The organism is Halobaculum sp. XH14, from assembly GCF_032116555.1.
Lineage (GTDB): Archaea > Halobacteriota > Halobacteria > Halobacteriales > Haloferacaceae > Halorarum > Halorarum halobium.
Genome location: NZ_CP134949.1, coordinates 2,545,808 through 2,559,794, shown reverse-complemented (window position 1 = coordinate 2,559,794; position 13,987 = coordinate 2,545,808). Strand labels below are relative to the sequence as shown.

Genomic DNA, 13,987 nt, shown 5'->3' with positions numbered 1-13,987 from the left:
GGGACAGAACCGTCCTCCTCCCACACCTATAAATGTGGACACCGACGATTCCCGGCATGAGCCAGGTGGAGCTGAGCGCGACGCAGCGACGGATACTCGCGACGCTGCTCGAGGAGTACGAGAGCGCGCCCGTGAAGGGGGAGATCATCGCGGACGCCCTCGACCGGACCGCGGGGAGCACCCGCAACGAGTTCCGGAGCCTGAAGGCGCTGGGGCTGATCGAGGGGATTCCCGGGCCGAAAGGCGGCTACAAGCCGACCGCGGCCGCCTACGACGTCCTGAGCTATCAGGACCTCGAGGAGCCCGAACGGCTCGTCCTCGCGCACGAACACGACCGCGTCAGCGCGACCGTCGACACGATCGACCTGATCGACGTCGGGGAGCCGGACCGCTGCCGGGCGCGGATCCACTTCCAGGAGGCCGTCGACGGGCTCGCGGTCGGCGATCCGGTCGTCGTCGGGCCGACCCCCGTCTCGAAGCTCGTGGTCGTCGGCGCGGTCGAGGCGGTCGCGGAGACCGCGGACGAGGTCGTTCTGGACGTTGGCGCGATGGAAGCGCCGTTCTCGGACGGGTAGCGTCGGGTCCCGTTCGGGCCGTCCCGACGCCGGACTCCCTACAGCCCGAGCCGAAGCGCCCGGTTCAGCCCGAGCAGCGCCAGACAGCACGACAGCAGCCCGACGACGGTCCCGTAGGCCAGCGGCCAGCCGCCCGCGTCCGCGAGCGCGCCGACCACGACGCTCCCGGACGCGGCCAGCAGCATGTACGTCGTCCTGACGAGCCCGAAGCCGTAGCCGCGTTCGGCGTCCGAGAGCCGGTCCATGACCCGCGCCTGGATCGTCCCGGGCCACGAGATTCCCACCCCGAGTACCGCGGTGCCCACGAAGAGCCCTCCCGTCCCGGGAACCTCGACGAGCGTGAGGATCCCGAGCCCGGCGAGCGTGACGCTCCCCGCGATCGCGGCGTCCCGCGAGACGAGATCCGACGCCCGGCCGGCCAGCGGCTGGGCGAGCGAGGAGAGGGCGAACGCGGCTCCGAACGCCAGCCCCGCGGTCGCGGGGTCGAGACCCCGGTACTCGACGAGGAACGTCGGGAAGAAGGAGGAGACCGCCTGGAACGTGAAGCCGGTGCAGCTGGCCACGACGGTCGTGTACGCGAGGCCCGGCCGCGTCAGCAGCCCGACCAGCCGACCGGGGTCCACGGCGGCGGCGAACTCGCGGCCCGGGTTGGTCGGGTCGAGGTCGGGCACGATCGCCGCCGTCGCCCCGAGCACCGGCACCGCGACCAGCGCGCCGAGCCCGACGGCGACCCGCCAGCCCCACGCCTCGGCGACGACCCCGCCGAGCGCCGGGAACGCGACGCCGGCGAACGCGCCGCCGGCCGTCAGCGCGCCGAGCGCGCCGCCCCGTGCCTCGAAGAGCCGGGAGAGCAGCGACGACGCGGGGGCGAAGAACAACCCCGCCCCCGCGCCGAGCAGGACCGCCGCGACGCCGAACAGCGCGACCGAGGGCGCGACCGCCACCAGCGTCGCGCCGCCCGCCGCGCCACCAACCCCGGCGAGGAGCAGCGGGCGCTCGCCGAACCGGTCGGCGAGCACGCCGCTCGGGAACTGCAACAGCGCGTAGGCGGCCCACATCCCGGTGAGCGCGAGCCCGACGACCGACTTGGACGTCTCGAACTCGACGAGGACGAACGGGACGACCGCGCCGAGCAGGAACCTGACGCCCAGCTGACTGAAGTTCGCGCCCGCGACCACCGCGAGCACGCGCCGCGATCCGGTTCCGGTCCGGCCCGTCGCCACGCCGTCGGCCACCTGCTGGTCGCTCACGAGTCGAGATGACGCTCGAACGCGTCCCTGGCCGCGCCCTCGATCGGCGTCGGTCGGCCGTCGTCGTCCAGCGCGACCTGCACCGTCTCGGCCGACGCGGCCGGCTCGCCGTCGTGGCTGATCTCGTAGGCGATCGTCGCGCTGGTGGTCCCGAGGTCCTCGACGGCCAGCGAGACGGTCACCTCGTCGAGCCCCTCGATCGGCCGCCGGAAGTCGATCGAGAGCGAGGCGAGCGCGACGTTCGACTCGTGAAGCTCGGTCCCGATCTCCTCGCGGAAGAACGCGGCGCGTCCGTGTTCGAGATACGAGGCGTACACCGCGTTGTTGACGTGACCCATCGTGTCGAGGTCCCGATACCGCGGCTCCACGGTCGTCTCGAAGGTCATGGTCGACACGTCTCGGGGCGGGGGCTTTTGCGTACCGTTCCCGGCATTCGCCACGGCCGTCGAGTGCCGGCGTCCCGGTCCGGGCTACCGGGGTCGGCCGGCGAACCCCAGTCGTTCCGCGACCACCGAGGCGGCGTACAGGCCGCTCACGCCGACGGCGATGACGAGCGCGTCGCCCAGCGTGGGGAGCAGGCCGAGCGAGACGATGAGCGTCGTCGCGCAGGCCGGCGCGTGCCGGGCGTCGGTGAGCGCCATCCCGGCCGTCGTGAGGACGACCGAGACGACCCCGCTGGCGACGACGTGGGCGCCGACCGCGCCGCCGGGGTCGAAGCCGACCAGGATTCCGTTGCCGGCCGCCAGCGCGTGATAGGAGACGAGCCCCGCGAGCACGCCGATCGCGTGGCCCCCGAGCAGTTCGCGGTCGCTCGTCCGCTCGGGCGCGGTCGCGAGCAGGTACGCGGAGGGGCCGAGGCTCGGAAAGACGAGCGGCCTGCCGGTCGCCCACGCGAGCGCGCCCGCCGCCGCGAGCAGCGCGCCGGCGTACGTCGCCTCCGCGAGCGTTCGTTTCACGGTGGCCCGTTCGTGCAGCGTCGGATGAACTCGTTGATTCCGACCACGGGCATCCCGGCAATCGGAGTTTTGAAACCGTACCGGGTCCGACGGGGTCGTATGAGCCTCGAACTGGAACACGGCTGTCCGCGCTGTGAGGAGTCACGGACGTTCTGGCGGACCGCCAGCATGGAGGTCCACCTCGGCGAGAAGACGAAGTGGCGCTGTCCGGAGTGCGACTACGGCTTCGTGCTCATCAACGAGGGGGCCGACATCGACTCCTCGCGCATCGACGCGTAATCGACCGCTCCGCCGAACTCCCGTCGTCGGTCACGGTTCGTGGGGCGACGGTCGAGTCGATTTCGTCGGTCGTTCCGCGACCGTCCGTTCCGCATCCGTTTTCGGAGACGCCCGCAGCCGTCAGTCCGGGAGGGGCGGCCACGTCGTCGCCACCGTTTCCTCGATGAGCCGGCTCTGAGCGCGACGCAGCCGCTCCGACGCCGAGGACGCCGAGATACCCAACTCCGTCGCAACCGCGTCCAGCGACGTCCGGCGTGGAACGTCGAAGTACCCCAGTTCGTAGGCCGTTCGGAGCGCCTCGTGCTGGCGGTCGGTGAGCCCGTCGCCCGGCGATTCGGGCTCGCCGTCACGGGTGAGCCGGTGCAGCCGAAACCCGACGTTCCGCCGCCAGAACGACGAGAACGACCCGAACGCGTCCCGGTCGGCGAACCAGCCCGTCTGGCGCCACCCGTCCGGCTCCACCTCGATGCGTTCGATGATGGCGTCGGCCGTGGCGAGCGCTTCGAGCCCCGCGAGGTCGTCGAGGCGCTCGCCGAGCTGTTCCTCCAGGCTGAGCGCCGGGTGGACCTGGTACCGACGGGTGTCCCCGGCGCGACCCACGAGGGTCCACGCCCGAACGTCGACGGCGTCGTCGAGAGCGTTCTCGACCGCCGTCCGGGAGCCCCCGGTCACGGTGGCGATGAACAGCGGCCGGTCGCCGTGGGTGAACTGCAGGTCGAGCGTCACCGTCGCCTCGGGGACCGCTGTCGGGACCGTAACGAGCGGGAGCGCGTCACAGTGGATCTCGAACTCGGCGACGAGTCCCATACGGTATCGCCCCTGTCCGTGCTACCGCGAGAGTCTACCGGTTCGGGCCGACGGAACGGCCGGGACCCGTCACCATCGCCCCTTCATAAAAGGCCCCATCACTGAGGGAACGGGTTAGCCCGGTCGCGCTCGAACGCGAACCCGCATGCAGACGACACGATCCGTAGACGACACGGGAGTGACCTACGAACGACACGGCGACGGGCGGCCGCTGATCCTGCTCCACGGGGGGATGGCGCCCCCGGCGTACTGGAACCCGGTCGTCCCCCACTTCGAGGAGTACGCCGCCGTCGTCCCCCAGCGTCCCGGGTTCGGCACCTGTCTCGACGACCCGGCGGGGACGAGCGCGGACGAGGTGCTGGAACGCGAGACCGAGTACGTCCGAACGCTCGTCGACGCCGTGGACGGCGATCCGATCCTCTTGGGCCACTCGTACGGCGCGCTCACCGCGATCGAGGCCGCGACGGAGGCGGACGTCGGGGCCATCCTCGCGTACGAACCGGCGGTCCTCCCCGACGAGTTCCGGCGGGAGGCCGACCTCGCCGACCGCATGGAGGCGCTGGTCGAGGAGGACGAACCCGGCGAGGCGGTGAAACGCTACGTCGAGCAGGTCCTCCATCCCGACGGGATCGACGACCTCGACGCGTGGCTGGCCGAGTGGCCGGTCTGGCCCGACTGCGTGGAGCTCGCCGAGGAGGTCGTCCGGATGAACCGCGCCGTCGAGCGGTATCGGCTTCCCGACCGGCTCGACGTCGACGCGCCCGTGCTCGTCCTGACCGGCACCGACGGTCCGGCGTTCCTCCGCGAGAGCGCTCGCCGCGTTCACGAGGCGCTCCCCCAGAGTCGCCTCGTCGAGTTCGACGGCGTCGGCCACGGCGGGCCCGGCGAGGCGCCGGAGCTCATCTCGGCGGAAGTCGACGCCTTCCTCCGGGGGTGTCGGTAGCGGTCGGAACGACACCGTCGTCCGATGGGTCCGTCCTCCGGTGGGTTCGTCGTCCGGTGAGATCCGTCGTCCGATGGCGTGCTCGGACGGCGGCCCGTTCCCCGCTTGGTCTCCCCTCAGCCGGGGAGCAGGTCGCCGAGCGCACCGCCCACCGCCATCGGGAGGAGCGCGGCCACGACGTTCCCGAGCGCCACCATCGGTTCCGCCCAGGTGATCCGGCCCCACGCCGTCAACCCCAGGACGGCGACCGCAAGCGCGACGCCGAGCACGCCCACCAGCCGTCGCGGGACGACCCCCAGGAACGGGTCGTCTACCCGGACGTCCTGGAAGTCGGCGACGTAGACGATGCCGACCACGGCCGCGACGGTCACGACGAACGTGCCGACCAGGTACGCCGGGTGTGTCGCCAGGTGCGCGCCGACCTCCTGGGTGCCGCCCTCGACCAGCATCGGGACGCCGAAGATGATGCTGCCCAGCAGCGCCTCCGCGATGTCGCCGCGGTCGAAGCCGTGGACGATGCGGCCGAACACGGTGGGCCGCGAGAGCTTCGTGGCCGTCCGCATCGCGTCGCGGACTTTCGCTACCTCCTCCTCCTCGTCGACGGTCTCCTCCAGCGTCTCGAGCTGGTCGAGCAGGTCGTCGACGGTCGGTTCCGATTCGGGGTCGCCGTCGGTCCCGCCGTCGCCCGCCGTCGGCCTCGTGTCGGCGGTCGGACCAGCCGTGCCATCGCTCATGTTGGGTCGGCTCTCCCCGCTTCGACGTAGTTCCGCCGGTCGGAGCATCCGTCCGGGGTCCCGCGCCCGTCGATCGGAACGGACCGATACTCCTCGACGCTCGGGTCCCGGTCGGCAACACGGCCGGTCGCGTCCGGTCGGTTCCGCTCAGTCCGGCGTCCCGGTCGTTCCCCCGTCGGGGGCGACCGAGGAGCCGTCGGAGGCGGCGGTGCCGGGCCGGAACACGTCGACCGGCCCGTCGGCCGGGACGCTCACGACGTGGCCCTCGTAGGTGAACTGGAGCCGACGGTTCGGATCGGACCCGTCGACGCCGGCCGGGAACAACCGGTCCAGGCTCTCCGGGTCGACGGTGTAGTACAGCGGGTCGAGCCGATCGGGGGTCGTTCCGATCTCTGCCGCGACGGCCTCGACGACCCGCTCGCTGGTCGGCGTCGGGTCCCCACGCTCGCGTGAGGCGGTCATCCCGGGGGGACCTCCGGCGCGCGTCCGGGCCCGCCAGCCCCCCCCGAGGTTCCCGCGGACGACACCCCTCGACGCGTGATCGTCCGACGCTGCATCCCGCGTTCGACTGCCTCTGACGTGTCTGTACTGGTCATGGTACCACTGCTACCCCGGGACGGTATTGCCGACGAGGCGGTGAGAGCGTTCTGTGTTCGTACGACCACTGCTTTTGAACGGTGCCGGCGCGGACGTCGTCCGCGGCCCGACTCACTCCTCGTGGATGAGGGTGTTGGCGAGGAGGTTCCGGTGGCCGCGGCGCAGGCGGGCCGACAGGGCGTTCCGCGAGAGGTCCAGGTCCGCCGCGACGTCGGTCAGCGTCCGCTCGCGCGGGACGGCGAAGTAGCCCGCGTGGTAGGCCGCCTCCAGCGCCTCCTGCTGGTCGGCGGTCACGTCGTACTCGGCCCGTTCCTCGGGGTTCTCCGGTCTGTACACCCGGGTCGGCTCGACGTCGAACCCGTGCTCGAGACAGTAGTCGTAGAACTCGGAGAGCGCCTCGTCGGCCGGGAAGAGGACGCGGAGCTCCCAGCGACCGGTGTCGCCGCTGACCGCCTCCAGGACGGTGGCCCTGGCGGCCGAGACGGCGGCGATGACGTTGGGGACGTCCGTCGCCCAGGTCACGCGGTAGAACCGCTCCTCCCGCTGGAGCCCCTCGTCGGGGTCGTCGTGCTCCTCGAGCGTGAGCACCTCCCGGACCATCTCGTCGTCCCGGAGCGCGTCCTCGAACCTGCCGAAGTCGCCGTCGGCGGCCCAGAAGTACGGCGTGACGGACGCCTCACCCCCGACGACGCGCTTGATCTCGATCCGCATCCCCGGGGCCGCCGTCAGCGTGTCCGCGAGGACGAACTCGTCCGCCGGCACCGTGAACTCGGCGAGGATGCTCATCGGTGGAAGAAATACGGGCCGCGGCACCGTAAAGTGATGCGCCGGGCGGGTGGCCGCGGCGGCCCGGCGTGTGAGGACGGCGGCCGCGGAGTTCGGTCCCGGTTCCGGCGGTCGCGCCGCCGAACGGGCCGGTCAGTCGTCGGTCTCCGAGGAGATGGGGTCCGACTGGTCCTCGCTGAACCCCTCCGAGGAGGCGATGCGCTCCTCGGCCTCGGGGTCGAACCGCGTCTCGATGTCCTGGAAGCGGTCGACGAACGAGAGTTCGTGGTGGCTCTCGGTCTCGTGGCCGAGGTAGCGTTCCTCCAGATCGAACTGGCCCTCCTCGTCGGCCTCGGCCAGCTTCGAGAAGTCCTCGTAGACGCTGTGTGCGCCAGAGTGGAGGCCGAACAGCGTGATGAAGATGTACTCGTAGCCCAGGTCGCCCAGTTCCGCGAACGTGAGCGGGTCCTCCTCCTCGCTCCACGCGAACGACGAGGAGTAGTTGAACGCGAGCGAGAGGTCGGGGTGGGTCTCGTGGATCGTCTCGGCGTACTCGACGGCGTCCTCGCGCGAGGGGTCGGGCATCTCGGGCCAGACCATGTCGACGCCGGCGTCGGCGTAGATGCGGCCGCGTTCGAGGTGTTCCTCCCAGTCGCCGTTGGCGGAGCCGTAGGCGTCCGTGCGGGCGATGACGACCGTGTCCTCGCTCTGCTTGGCGTCGACGGCCGCCTCGAAGCGGGAGCGGGCCTGCTCGCGGGAGACGATCTGCTTGCCCGCGATGTGCCCGCAGCGCTTGGGCGTCGTCTGGTCCTCGATGTGGACGGCGGCGACGCCGGCCTTCTCGTACTCGCGGACGGCGCGGCGGACGTTGTGGGTGCCGCCGTAGCCGGTGTCACAGTCGGCGATCACCGGGAGCGACGTCGCCTCGACGATGCGCTTCGCGTTCTCGACCATCTCGGTCATCGTCACCATCTCCAGGTCGGGGAAGCCGAACTGGCCGAGCACGGTCGAGTAGCCGCTCATGTAGGCGGCGTCGAGCCCCGCCATCTCGGCGAGGCGGGCGTCCAGCGCGTGATACAGGCCGGGCGCGAAGACGAACTCCTGCTCGTCGAGCATGTCGCGCAGCTGTCGGCCCTTCGGGTTGTCGACGTCGCGGATGTACGGGTCGGTGTCGAGTTCGGTCGGGTTCATTCGGCGTCCTCCATGAGGTCGAGTTCGAACGGGTCGGTTCGTCGGCGGCGGGGTCGGGGACCGGGTTCGCCGGCGCGGCCGGGACGGCCGAGGTCGGGAACCAGCGGCGCGTCCGCCTCGCCCACGGGGGCGGCCGGCCGGTCGACCGTCGGGCGGCGGCGGGTCATCGGCGTCGCCCCCGCGTCCCCGCGGTCGTGGTCGGGCCGCTCCCCTCGGCGTCGAACAGGCTCAGTTCTCGGTCGTCGATTCGGTCGATGTCCGTGCTCGGGTTCGGGTCGAAGGTCAACTGCATTCTCGTTCTGGTGGTGTGGGTGGTTCGGGTGTGGTCGGTCGCGCGCTACCATCGTCGGTGAGTCGTCCGTGTACGCCCATCTGTGGCACCTCGTCGGGATGGAGTGGGAGGGACCAAATAAAGTTAATGAACTATAATGATAATATTCTATAATGCATTTTGAGGCTGGAAGGACGTTTAATTGGGACGGCGTGACACACCCCGGCGACCGCCCGACCCGTCCGACGTCGACCCCGCGAGCGTCGGCACCGACCCGGGGACTCGTACCAACTGGTAGCAAGGCATAGGGCGCTCGACGCCGGCGACTGCACCGTGAGCGACGACGCGCCCGGCGGCGGGGAGGAGCCGCCGGACCGGGAGGGCGAGACGTACCGGCTCGCGGTGCCGGGGCCGTTCGGGAAGTCGTGGACCCGGGCGGTGCTCGAGGCGGACACGCTGACGCTCTCGGGGGACGGACGGCGTGCGATCCTCCGGTACGTCGACCTGCGCGCGCTGGACTCGGTCCCGGTCAGCGACCGGCACGGCGAGACGCGCATCGTCGCCGACCTCGTCGTCCTCGGCGCGGCCATCGTGTTGACCGGCGCCACCGCCCTCGGCCGGCGACTGACCACCGCCAACCCAGTCACGCCCCACGGCCTCTCGCGCTACGCGAACGAGGTAGTCGCGACCGAGCCGCTCGTGCGGCTCAGACTCGCGACGGGGGACAAAACCTACTACCTGTACGCCGACCGGGACACCGCCGAGTCGCTGTCTGGGGCGCTCAGGCGGCGACGGGCAGCGTGGGGGGACCCCTGAGCGTCGACGGTTCTCCAGGCAGGTGACGACGACGGCCCGCCCGCTACGAGTCGTCGTCCGACCCGGCCAGCGCGTGCCAGGAGAGCCGCGGGTTCCGCGCCGCGCTCGTCTGGTCGATGCGGCGGGCAGTCGTCTTCGAGGGCGCGGCTTCGAGGTCCTCGACCGGGTCGGCCGCGGCGGCGTTGAACGCGGCCGCGAGGTCGTCCAGCGAGGCCTTGCTCTCGGCCTCGGTCGGCTCGGTGAGCATCGCCTCCGGGACCATCTCGGGCCACTTCGTCGTCGGCGGGTGGACGCCGTAATCGAGCATGCGCTTCGCGACGTCGGCCGCGTCCCGGTCGCCCGAGGTCGCGGCGAACTCGTGGTGGAACGGGCCGTAGGGCACGTCGAACTCGACCCGCTCGGCGAGGTAGTTCGCGTTCAGCACCGCCTTCGCGGAGGCGTCGAGCAGGCCCTCGTCACCCAGCCGGTGGATGTAGGCGTACGCCCTGATCAGCACCAGCCAGTTGCCGCCGAAGCCGTGAACCTTGCCGACCGACCGCTCGGGGTCGAACAGTTCGTAGCCGGCGGCGTCGTCGCCGGCTCCCCCGTCCACGTCGCTCCCGTCCGAGTCGCTCCCGACCTCACGAACCTGCGGTCGGGGGAGGAACTCGGCGAGGTCGTCGACGACGCCGACCGGGCCGGCGCCCGGTCCGCCGCCGCCGTGAGGCGTCGCGAACGTCTTGTGGACGTTGTAGTGCATGATGTCGAAGCCCATGTCGCCGGGGCGGGCGCGGCCGAGCAGCGCGTTCAGGTTCGCGCCGTCGTAGTAGAGCAGGCCGCCCGCGTCGTGGACGATCCCCGCGATCTCCTCGATGTCGCGCTCGAACAGCCCGACCGTGTTCGGGTTCGTGAGCATCAGCGCCGCGGTGTCCCCGGAGACGGCCGCCTCCAGCGCCTCCAGGTCGACCCGGCCGTCCTCGCCCGACGGGAGTTCGACCACGTCGTAGCCGGCCATCGCCGCCGTGGCGAAGTTGGTGCCGTGGGCCGACGCGGGGACGATTATCTCGCTCCGGTCGTTGCCGTTCGCCTCGTGGTACGCCTTGGCGACGGTGATGCCGGCGAACTCGCCCGCGGCGCCCGCCGGCGGCTGGAGCGTCACGGCGTCCATCCCGCCGACCTCCGCGAGGTACTCCTGTAACCCGTAGAGCAGTTTCAGGGTCCCCTGAACCGTCTCCGGGTCCCGGTCCGGGTGGACCGCGGCGTTCGGGTCGGCTGCGACGACGTCCGTGAACGACGGGTTGTACTTCATCGTGCACGAGCCGAGCGGGTACGGCCCGGCCTCGACGCTCCAGTTCATCTGTGAGAGCCGGGTGTAGTGCCGGGCGAGTTCCGGCTCCGAGAGCTCGGGGAGTTCGAGCGAGTCGCGGGTCAACTCGTCCGGGAGCGCCGAGTCCTCGCCCGGGTCGACCGCCTTCCCGTCCTTCTCCGAGAGCAGCGGTTCGTACCGCTCGTCGTCGCCGTACCGCGCCTGATCGTAGTTCATCAGTTCGCCACCTCCGTGAACGCCGCGACCAGTCCGTCCGTCTCCCCGGCGGTGAGGTCCGTGACACAGACCTGCAGCGTGTCTCCGTCGAGGACGTGGACCGCGTAGCCGCGTTCCTGGAGGCCCGCGGCGACGCCGTGCGCGTCGTCGACGCCGACGGCGAACTCGCGGAAGTGGTGGCGGTCGTGGAGCGGCGCGGTCACGCCGTCGACCTCGTCCAGGTCGGCCGCGAGGTCGCGGGCCGCTCGGACGCAGTCCTCCGCGAGGTCGGCGAGGCCGGACGCCCCGAGGGTCGCGAGGTGCATCGCGGCCCGGAGCGCCACCCACGCCTGGTTCGTGCAGATGTTCGAGGTGGCGCGCTCCTTGCGGATGTGCTGCTCGCGCGTCTGGAGCGTCAGCGTGTAGGCCCGGTGGTCCGCGGCGTCCTCGCTCGCGCCGACGAGCCTGCCCGGCACCTGCCGGAGGTACTCCTCGCGGCAGGCGAACAGGCCGAGCCCCATCCCGTAGGCGGTCGGGAGTCCGAGCGCGCCGGCCTCGCCGACGACGACGTCGGCGCCGACCGACGCCGGTTCCCGTAGCAGGCCGAGCGCGACGACGTCGCTGCCGACACAGAACAGGGCGTCGTGCTCGTCGGCGACGTCGCCGACCGCGGCGAGTTCCGGTTCGATGGCGCCCGTGACGGTCGGGTTCTCGGCGTAGACGAAACAGACGTCCCCGCCGACGCGCTCGCGGAGCGCCTCGAGGTCGACCGTCCCGTCGTCGGAGGGGTACGTCTCCACCGAGAGGTCGGAGCCGTCGACGTAGTTGTCGAGCGTGGAGCGCTTCCCGTCCCGGAGCGCCTCGGGCACCAGGACCGTGTCGCCGCTCGCGGAGCGCACGCGGTCGGCGAGCAGCGCGGCCTCGGCCAGCCCCGTCGCCGCGTCGTACATCGAGCAGTTGGCGACCGGGAGCCCCGTCAACTCGACGAGCATCGACTGGTACTCGAACAGCGCCTGGAGGAACCCCTGGGTGATCTCGGGCTGGTACTGCGTGTAGCTCGTGAGGAACTCCGAGCGGGCGGAGAGGTCGTCCACGAGCGCGGGGACGTAGTGGCCGTAATGGCCGCGGCCGAGGAACTCCGTCAGGTCGTCGTTGCGGGCGAACGTGTCCCGGAGGTCGCCGACGACCTCGCGCTCGCTCCGTGCCGGGATCCCGAACTCCCCGTCGAACGCGACCGACTCGGGGATGTCGAACAGGTCGGCCTCGTCGTCGGCGCCGACCGCCGCGAGCATCTCGGCGGTCGTCTCGAGCGTGTGCGGGGCGAACGGCGAGCCCGCCGACCGTCCGCTCATCGTGACGGGGCACCTCCTTCGTCACGTCCGTGCAGTCCGGGGGCCGGAGCGAATCCACGTCTGTCCATGGGTGTGCCTACGACCGGGCCGTCAAGAGTCGTTCGTTCCCGGGTCGCGGTGCCGGTTCGAGCAACCGTGCCGTCGAGGTCGCGGTGCCGGTTCGGGTCGCCGGCGTCGGCGACTGTCGGTGGGGACCGGCGGGGGCATCCGGCAGAATTCTATATAGATTATCGAGATAAACAATATTTCTTGCGGTAGCCTTATGGGCGACTCGCACGGAGTTCACGGTACAGATGGGAGTTCGGGAGCTCGCCGACCGACGACTGTACGCGGGGGCGGCCCCCGCCCACGAGACGGCGTACGAAGCCCTCGCGGTCGAGGACGACCACGTCGCCCGCTTCGACCGACCGCGGAGCGACGCACCGATCCGACTGGCCGTCGTCTCGGACCCGCACGTGGCCGGCGACGACGACGGGACGTGGAAGCTCTTCCACCGCACGCGGGACCGGTTCCGTGCCACGCTCGCCGCGGTGGAGTCGGAGGGGGTCGACGCCCTCCTGCTCTCGGGCGACCTCACGAAGGACGGCGAGGTCGGGGACCTCGACTGGATCGAGTCGGCGCTCGCGGCGGTCGACGTGCCGGTGCTCGCGGTGCCGGGCAACCACGACGTGAAGGAGTTCCCGGCCGCGGCGTTCGCGGACCGGTTCGCCGACGACGGGTTCCCCGTCCACCTCGATCTCGACGGGGTCGACGTGCTCGGCCTCAACACCGCGATGTGGCCCGACGACGGCGACGACCCCCGACTGGCCGTCGTCTCCGCGGACCAGCTCGCGTGGCTCGACGAGACGCTGCCGGGGACGAGCGAGCCGATCGTCGTCTCCCACCACAACCTCCCCGGGCTCCCAGCCCACGTCGGCGGCGACGGCTGGGCGCCCCATCCGCCGGTCGGGAACGCGGAGGCGCTGGTGAACGTGCTGGCCGAGCACGACGTTCCCCTCCACCTCTCGGGGCACGTTCACCTGCTCTCGCTCACCCGACCACTCGGCGTCCGGGGGCTCATCGCCCCCTCGCTCGCCTCGTTCCCCCAGTCGTACCTCCTCCTCGACGTGGACGCGACCGGGACGACGGTGCGGAGCCGCACCGCCGCGACCGAGGCCGACATCGAGGAGGCGTACGAGGCGGGGCGCGACCACTCGGCGCGGGGCGGCGTCATCGCCGACCTGAACGCCGAGCAGCTCAGGACGCTGCCGCTCGTCGACGAGCGTGCCGACCCGGCCGGAACGATCGAGCCGATCCACCGGCCGCCGGTCGAGGCGGGCGCGGACGGCGCCGGGTAGCCGAACGCGGACGGCGGCCAGTGGGCGGACCCGAACGGACCTCGGCACGGGTCGCTCGCCCCGCATCCGGCCGATCCATCACGTCCCGTCCGTCGTCCTCGCTCGTCCCCAGTGACGGGTCGAGGTGGCGTCAGGGCCGTATCCACGAGAAAGGGAACCGCGTGTCGACCCCCAGCAGCGTAAGCCAGCGTTGGCGAGGGCAGGGCGAGCTTACTCGATCTGCTCGCGGTACTCCTCGGCCGGGAGCAGCGCGTCGAGGTCGTCCCCGTCCGCCGGGTCGATCTCGAGCATCCAGCCGTCGCCGAACGGGTCCTCGTTCACCAGTTCCGGCTCGTCGAACAGCGCCTCGTTGACCGCGGTCACCTCGCCCGAGATCGGCGCGTAGAGGTCCGAGACGGCCTTGATGGACTCGACGACCCCGAACTCCGCGCCGGCCTCGACCGTCTCACCGACCTCGGGCAGTTCGACGAACACCACGTCGCCGAGTTCGTCCTGGGCGAAGTCCGAGATGCCGACGCGGTGGGGGGCGTCGGTCGAGATCCACTCGTGCGATTCGCGGTAGCGGTTTCCGTCGGGTACGTCGAAGCTCATGGTGGCGTCGTTGGGGGTACTA

General features: G+C 71.4%; 18 protein-coding genes. 5 read left to right on the top strand and 13 right to left on the bottom strand.

What is annotated here, in order from left to right; genetic code table 11:
* Nucleotides 1-56 precede the first annotated feature (56 nt).
* A complete protein-coding gene (locus RJT50_RS13120; RefSeq protein WP_313691899.1) occupies nt 57-575 on the top strand; it encodes a TrmB family transcriptional regulator in 519 nt (172 codons plus the stop codon).
* A gap of 38 nt (nt 576-613) precedes the next feature.
* Here RJT50_RS13120 and RJT50_RS13115 read toward each other — a convergent pair whose 3' ends face one another.
* From RJT50_RS13115 to RJT50_RS13105, 3 genes are all read right to left on the bottom strand, one after another.
* Nucleotides 614-1,825 carry an MFS transporter gene (locus RJT50_RS13115; RefSeq protein ID WP_313691898.1) on the bottom strand — a complete coding sequence of 404 codons (1,212 nt, stop codon included), beginning with the start codon at nt 1,823-1,825 and terminating at the stop codon, nt 614-616.
* On the bottom strand, nt 1,822-2,211 hold the full coding sequence (locus tag RJT50_RS13110) for an acyl-CoA thioesterase (RefSeq protein ID WP_313691896.1): 390 nt from the start codon (nt 2,209-2,211) through the stop codon (nt 1,822-1,824). Before RJT50_RS13110 ends, RJT50_RS13115 begins: the two co-directional genes overlap by 4 nt.
* 84 nt (nt 2,212-2,295) lie before the next feature.
* Complete coding sequence (locus tag RJT50_RS13105; protein ID WP_313691895.1) at nt 2,296-2,781, bottom strand: HPP family protein; 486 nt, start codon at nt 2,779-2,781, stop codon at nt 2,296-2,298.
* 99 nt (nt 2,782-2,880) lie between these two features.
* On the opposite strand from RJT50_RS13105, the gene RJT50_RS13100 reads away from it, so the two are divergent.
* Complete coding sequence (locus RJT50_RS13100; RefSeq protein ID WP_313691894.1) at nt 2,881-3,060, top strand: DUF7838 family putative zinc beta-ribbon protein; 180 nt, start codon at nt 2,881-2,883, stop codon at nt 3,058-3,060.
* A gap of 120 nt (nt 3,061-3,180) precedes the next feature.
* On the opposite strand, the gene RJT50_RS13095 is transcribed toward RJT50_RS13100, so the two are convergent.
* Nucleotides 3,181-3,867, bottom strand: a complete 687-nt coding sequence (locus RJT50_RS13095; RefSeq protein WP_313691893.1) for a helix-turn-helix domain-containing protein — start codon at nt 3,865-3,867, stop codon at nt 3,181-3,183.
* A gap of 145 nt (nt 3,868-4,012) precedes the next feature.
* Here RJT50_RS13095 and RJT50_RS13090 point away from each other — a divergent pair, with 145 nt between their 5' ends.
* The gene (locus tag RJT50_RS13090; RefSeq protein ID WP_313691892.1) at nt 4,013-4,810 is read left to right on the top strand and encodes an alpha/beta fold hydrolase; all 798 of its coding nucleotides are present in this window, start codon (nt 4,013-4,015) and stop codon (nt 4,808-4,810) included.
* Between the two features lie 116 nt (nt 4,811-4,926).
* On the opposite strand, the gene RJT50_RS13085 is transcribed toward RJT50_RS13090, so the two are convergent.
* The 6 genes from RJT50_RS13085 to RJT50_RS13060 all read right to left on the bottom strand — a co-directional run bounded on the left by RJT50_RS13085 (nt 4,927) and on the right by RJT50_RS13060 (nt 8,389).
* Complete coding sequence (locus RJT50_RS13085; protein ID WP_313691891.1) at nt 4,927-5,544, bottom strand: DUF2391 family protein; 618 nt, start codon at nt 5,542-5,544, stop codon at nt 4,927-4,929.
* A 147-nt stretch (nt 5,545-5,691) separates the two neighbouring features.
* Nucleotides 5,692-6,006 carry a HalOD1 output domain-containing protein gene (locus RJT50_RS13080; RefSeq protein WP_313691889.1) on the bottom strand — a complete coding sequence of 105 codons (315 nt, stop codon included), beginning with the start codon at nt 6,004-6,006 and terminating at the stop codon, nt 5,692-5,694.
* A 246-nt stretch (nt 6,007-6,252) separates the two neighbouring features.
* Nucleotides 6,253-6,927, bottom strand: a complete 675-nt coding sequence (locus RJT50_RS13075; protein ID WP_313691888.1) for a bacterio-opsin activator domain-containing protein — start codon at nt 6,925-6,927, stop codon at nt 6,253-6,255.
* Nucleotides 6,928-7,059: 132 nt separating this feature from the next.
* Nucleotides 7,060-8,097, bottom strand: a complete 1,038-nt coding sequence (aceA, locus tag RJT50_RS13070) for an isocitrate lyase (protein WP_313691887.1) — start codon at nt 8,095-8,097, stop codon at nt 7,060-7,062.
* The gene (locus RJT50_RS13065) at nt 8,094-8,264 is read right to left on the bottom strand and encodes a hypothetical protein (protein WP_313691886.1); all 171 of its coding nucleotides are present in this window, start codon (nt 8,262-8,264) and stop codon (nt 8,094-8,096) included. Before RJT50_RS13065 ends, aceA begins: the two co-directional genes overlap by 4 nt.
* Nucleotides 8,261-8,389 (bottom strand): hypothetical protein, encoded by a 129-nt coding sequence (locus RJT50_RS13060; RefSeq protein ID WP_313691884.1) that lies wholly within the window; start codon nt 8,387-8,389, stop codon nt 8,261-8,263. Before RJT50_RS13060 ends, RJT50_RS13065 begins: the two co-directional genes overlap by 4 nt.
* 312 nt (nt 8,390-8,701) lie before the next feature.
* On the opposite strand from RJT50_RS13060, the gene RJT50_RS13055 reads away from it, so the two are divergent.
* Entirely contained in the window at nt 8,702-9,184 is a 483-nt protein-coding gene (locus RJT50_RS13055) for a hypothetical protein (protein WP_313691882.1), read from the top strand.
* Between the two features lie 43 nt (nt 9,185-9,227).
* On the opposite strand, the gene gcvPB is transcribed toward RJT50_RS13055, so the two are convergent.
* Both gcvPB and gcvPA read right to left on the bottom strand, forming a co-directional pair.
* On the bottom strand, nt 9,228-10,706 hold the full coding sequence (gcvPB, locus tag RJT50_RS13050) for an aminomethyl-transferring glycine dehydrogenase subunit GcvPB (protein ID WP_313691881.1): 1,479 nt from the start codon (nt 10,704-10,706) through the stop codon (nt 9,228-9,230).
* A complete protein-coding gene (gene gcvPA / locus RJT50_RS13045) occupies nt 10,706-12,037 on the bottom strand; it encodes an aminomethyl-transferring glycine dehydrogenase subunit GcvPA (RefSeq protein ID WP_313691879.1) in 1,332 nt (443 codons plus the stop codon). The genes gcvPB and gcvPA overlap by 1 nt, the downstream gene beginning before the upstream one ends.
* A gap of 293 nt (nt 12,038-12,330) precedes the next feature.
* Here gcvPA and RJT50_RS13040 point away from each other — a divergent pair, with 293 nt between their 5' ends.
* Nucleotides 12,331-13,374: a metallophosphoesterase family protein gene (locus RJT50_RS13040; protein WP_313691877.1), complete on the top strand. Its 1,044-nt coding sequence runs from the start codon at nt 12,331-12,333 to the stop codon at nt 13,372-13,374.
* 210 nt (nt 13,375-13,584) lie between these two features.
* On the opposite strand, the gene gcvH is transcribed toward RJT50_RS13040, so the two are convergent.
* A complete protein-coding gene (gcvH, locus tag RJT50_RS13035; protein ID WP_313691876.1) occupies nt 13,585-13,965 on the bottom strand; it encodes a glycine cleavage system protein GcvH in 381 nt (126 codons plus the stop codon).
* Nucleotides 13,966-13,987 lie beyond the last annotated feature (22 nt).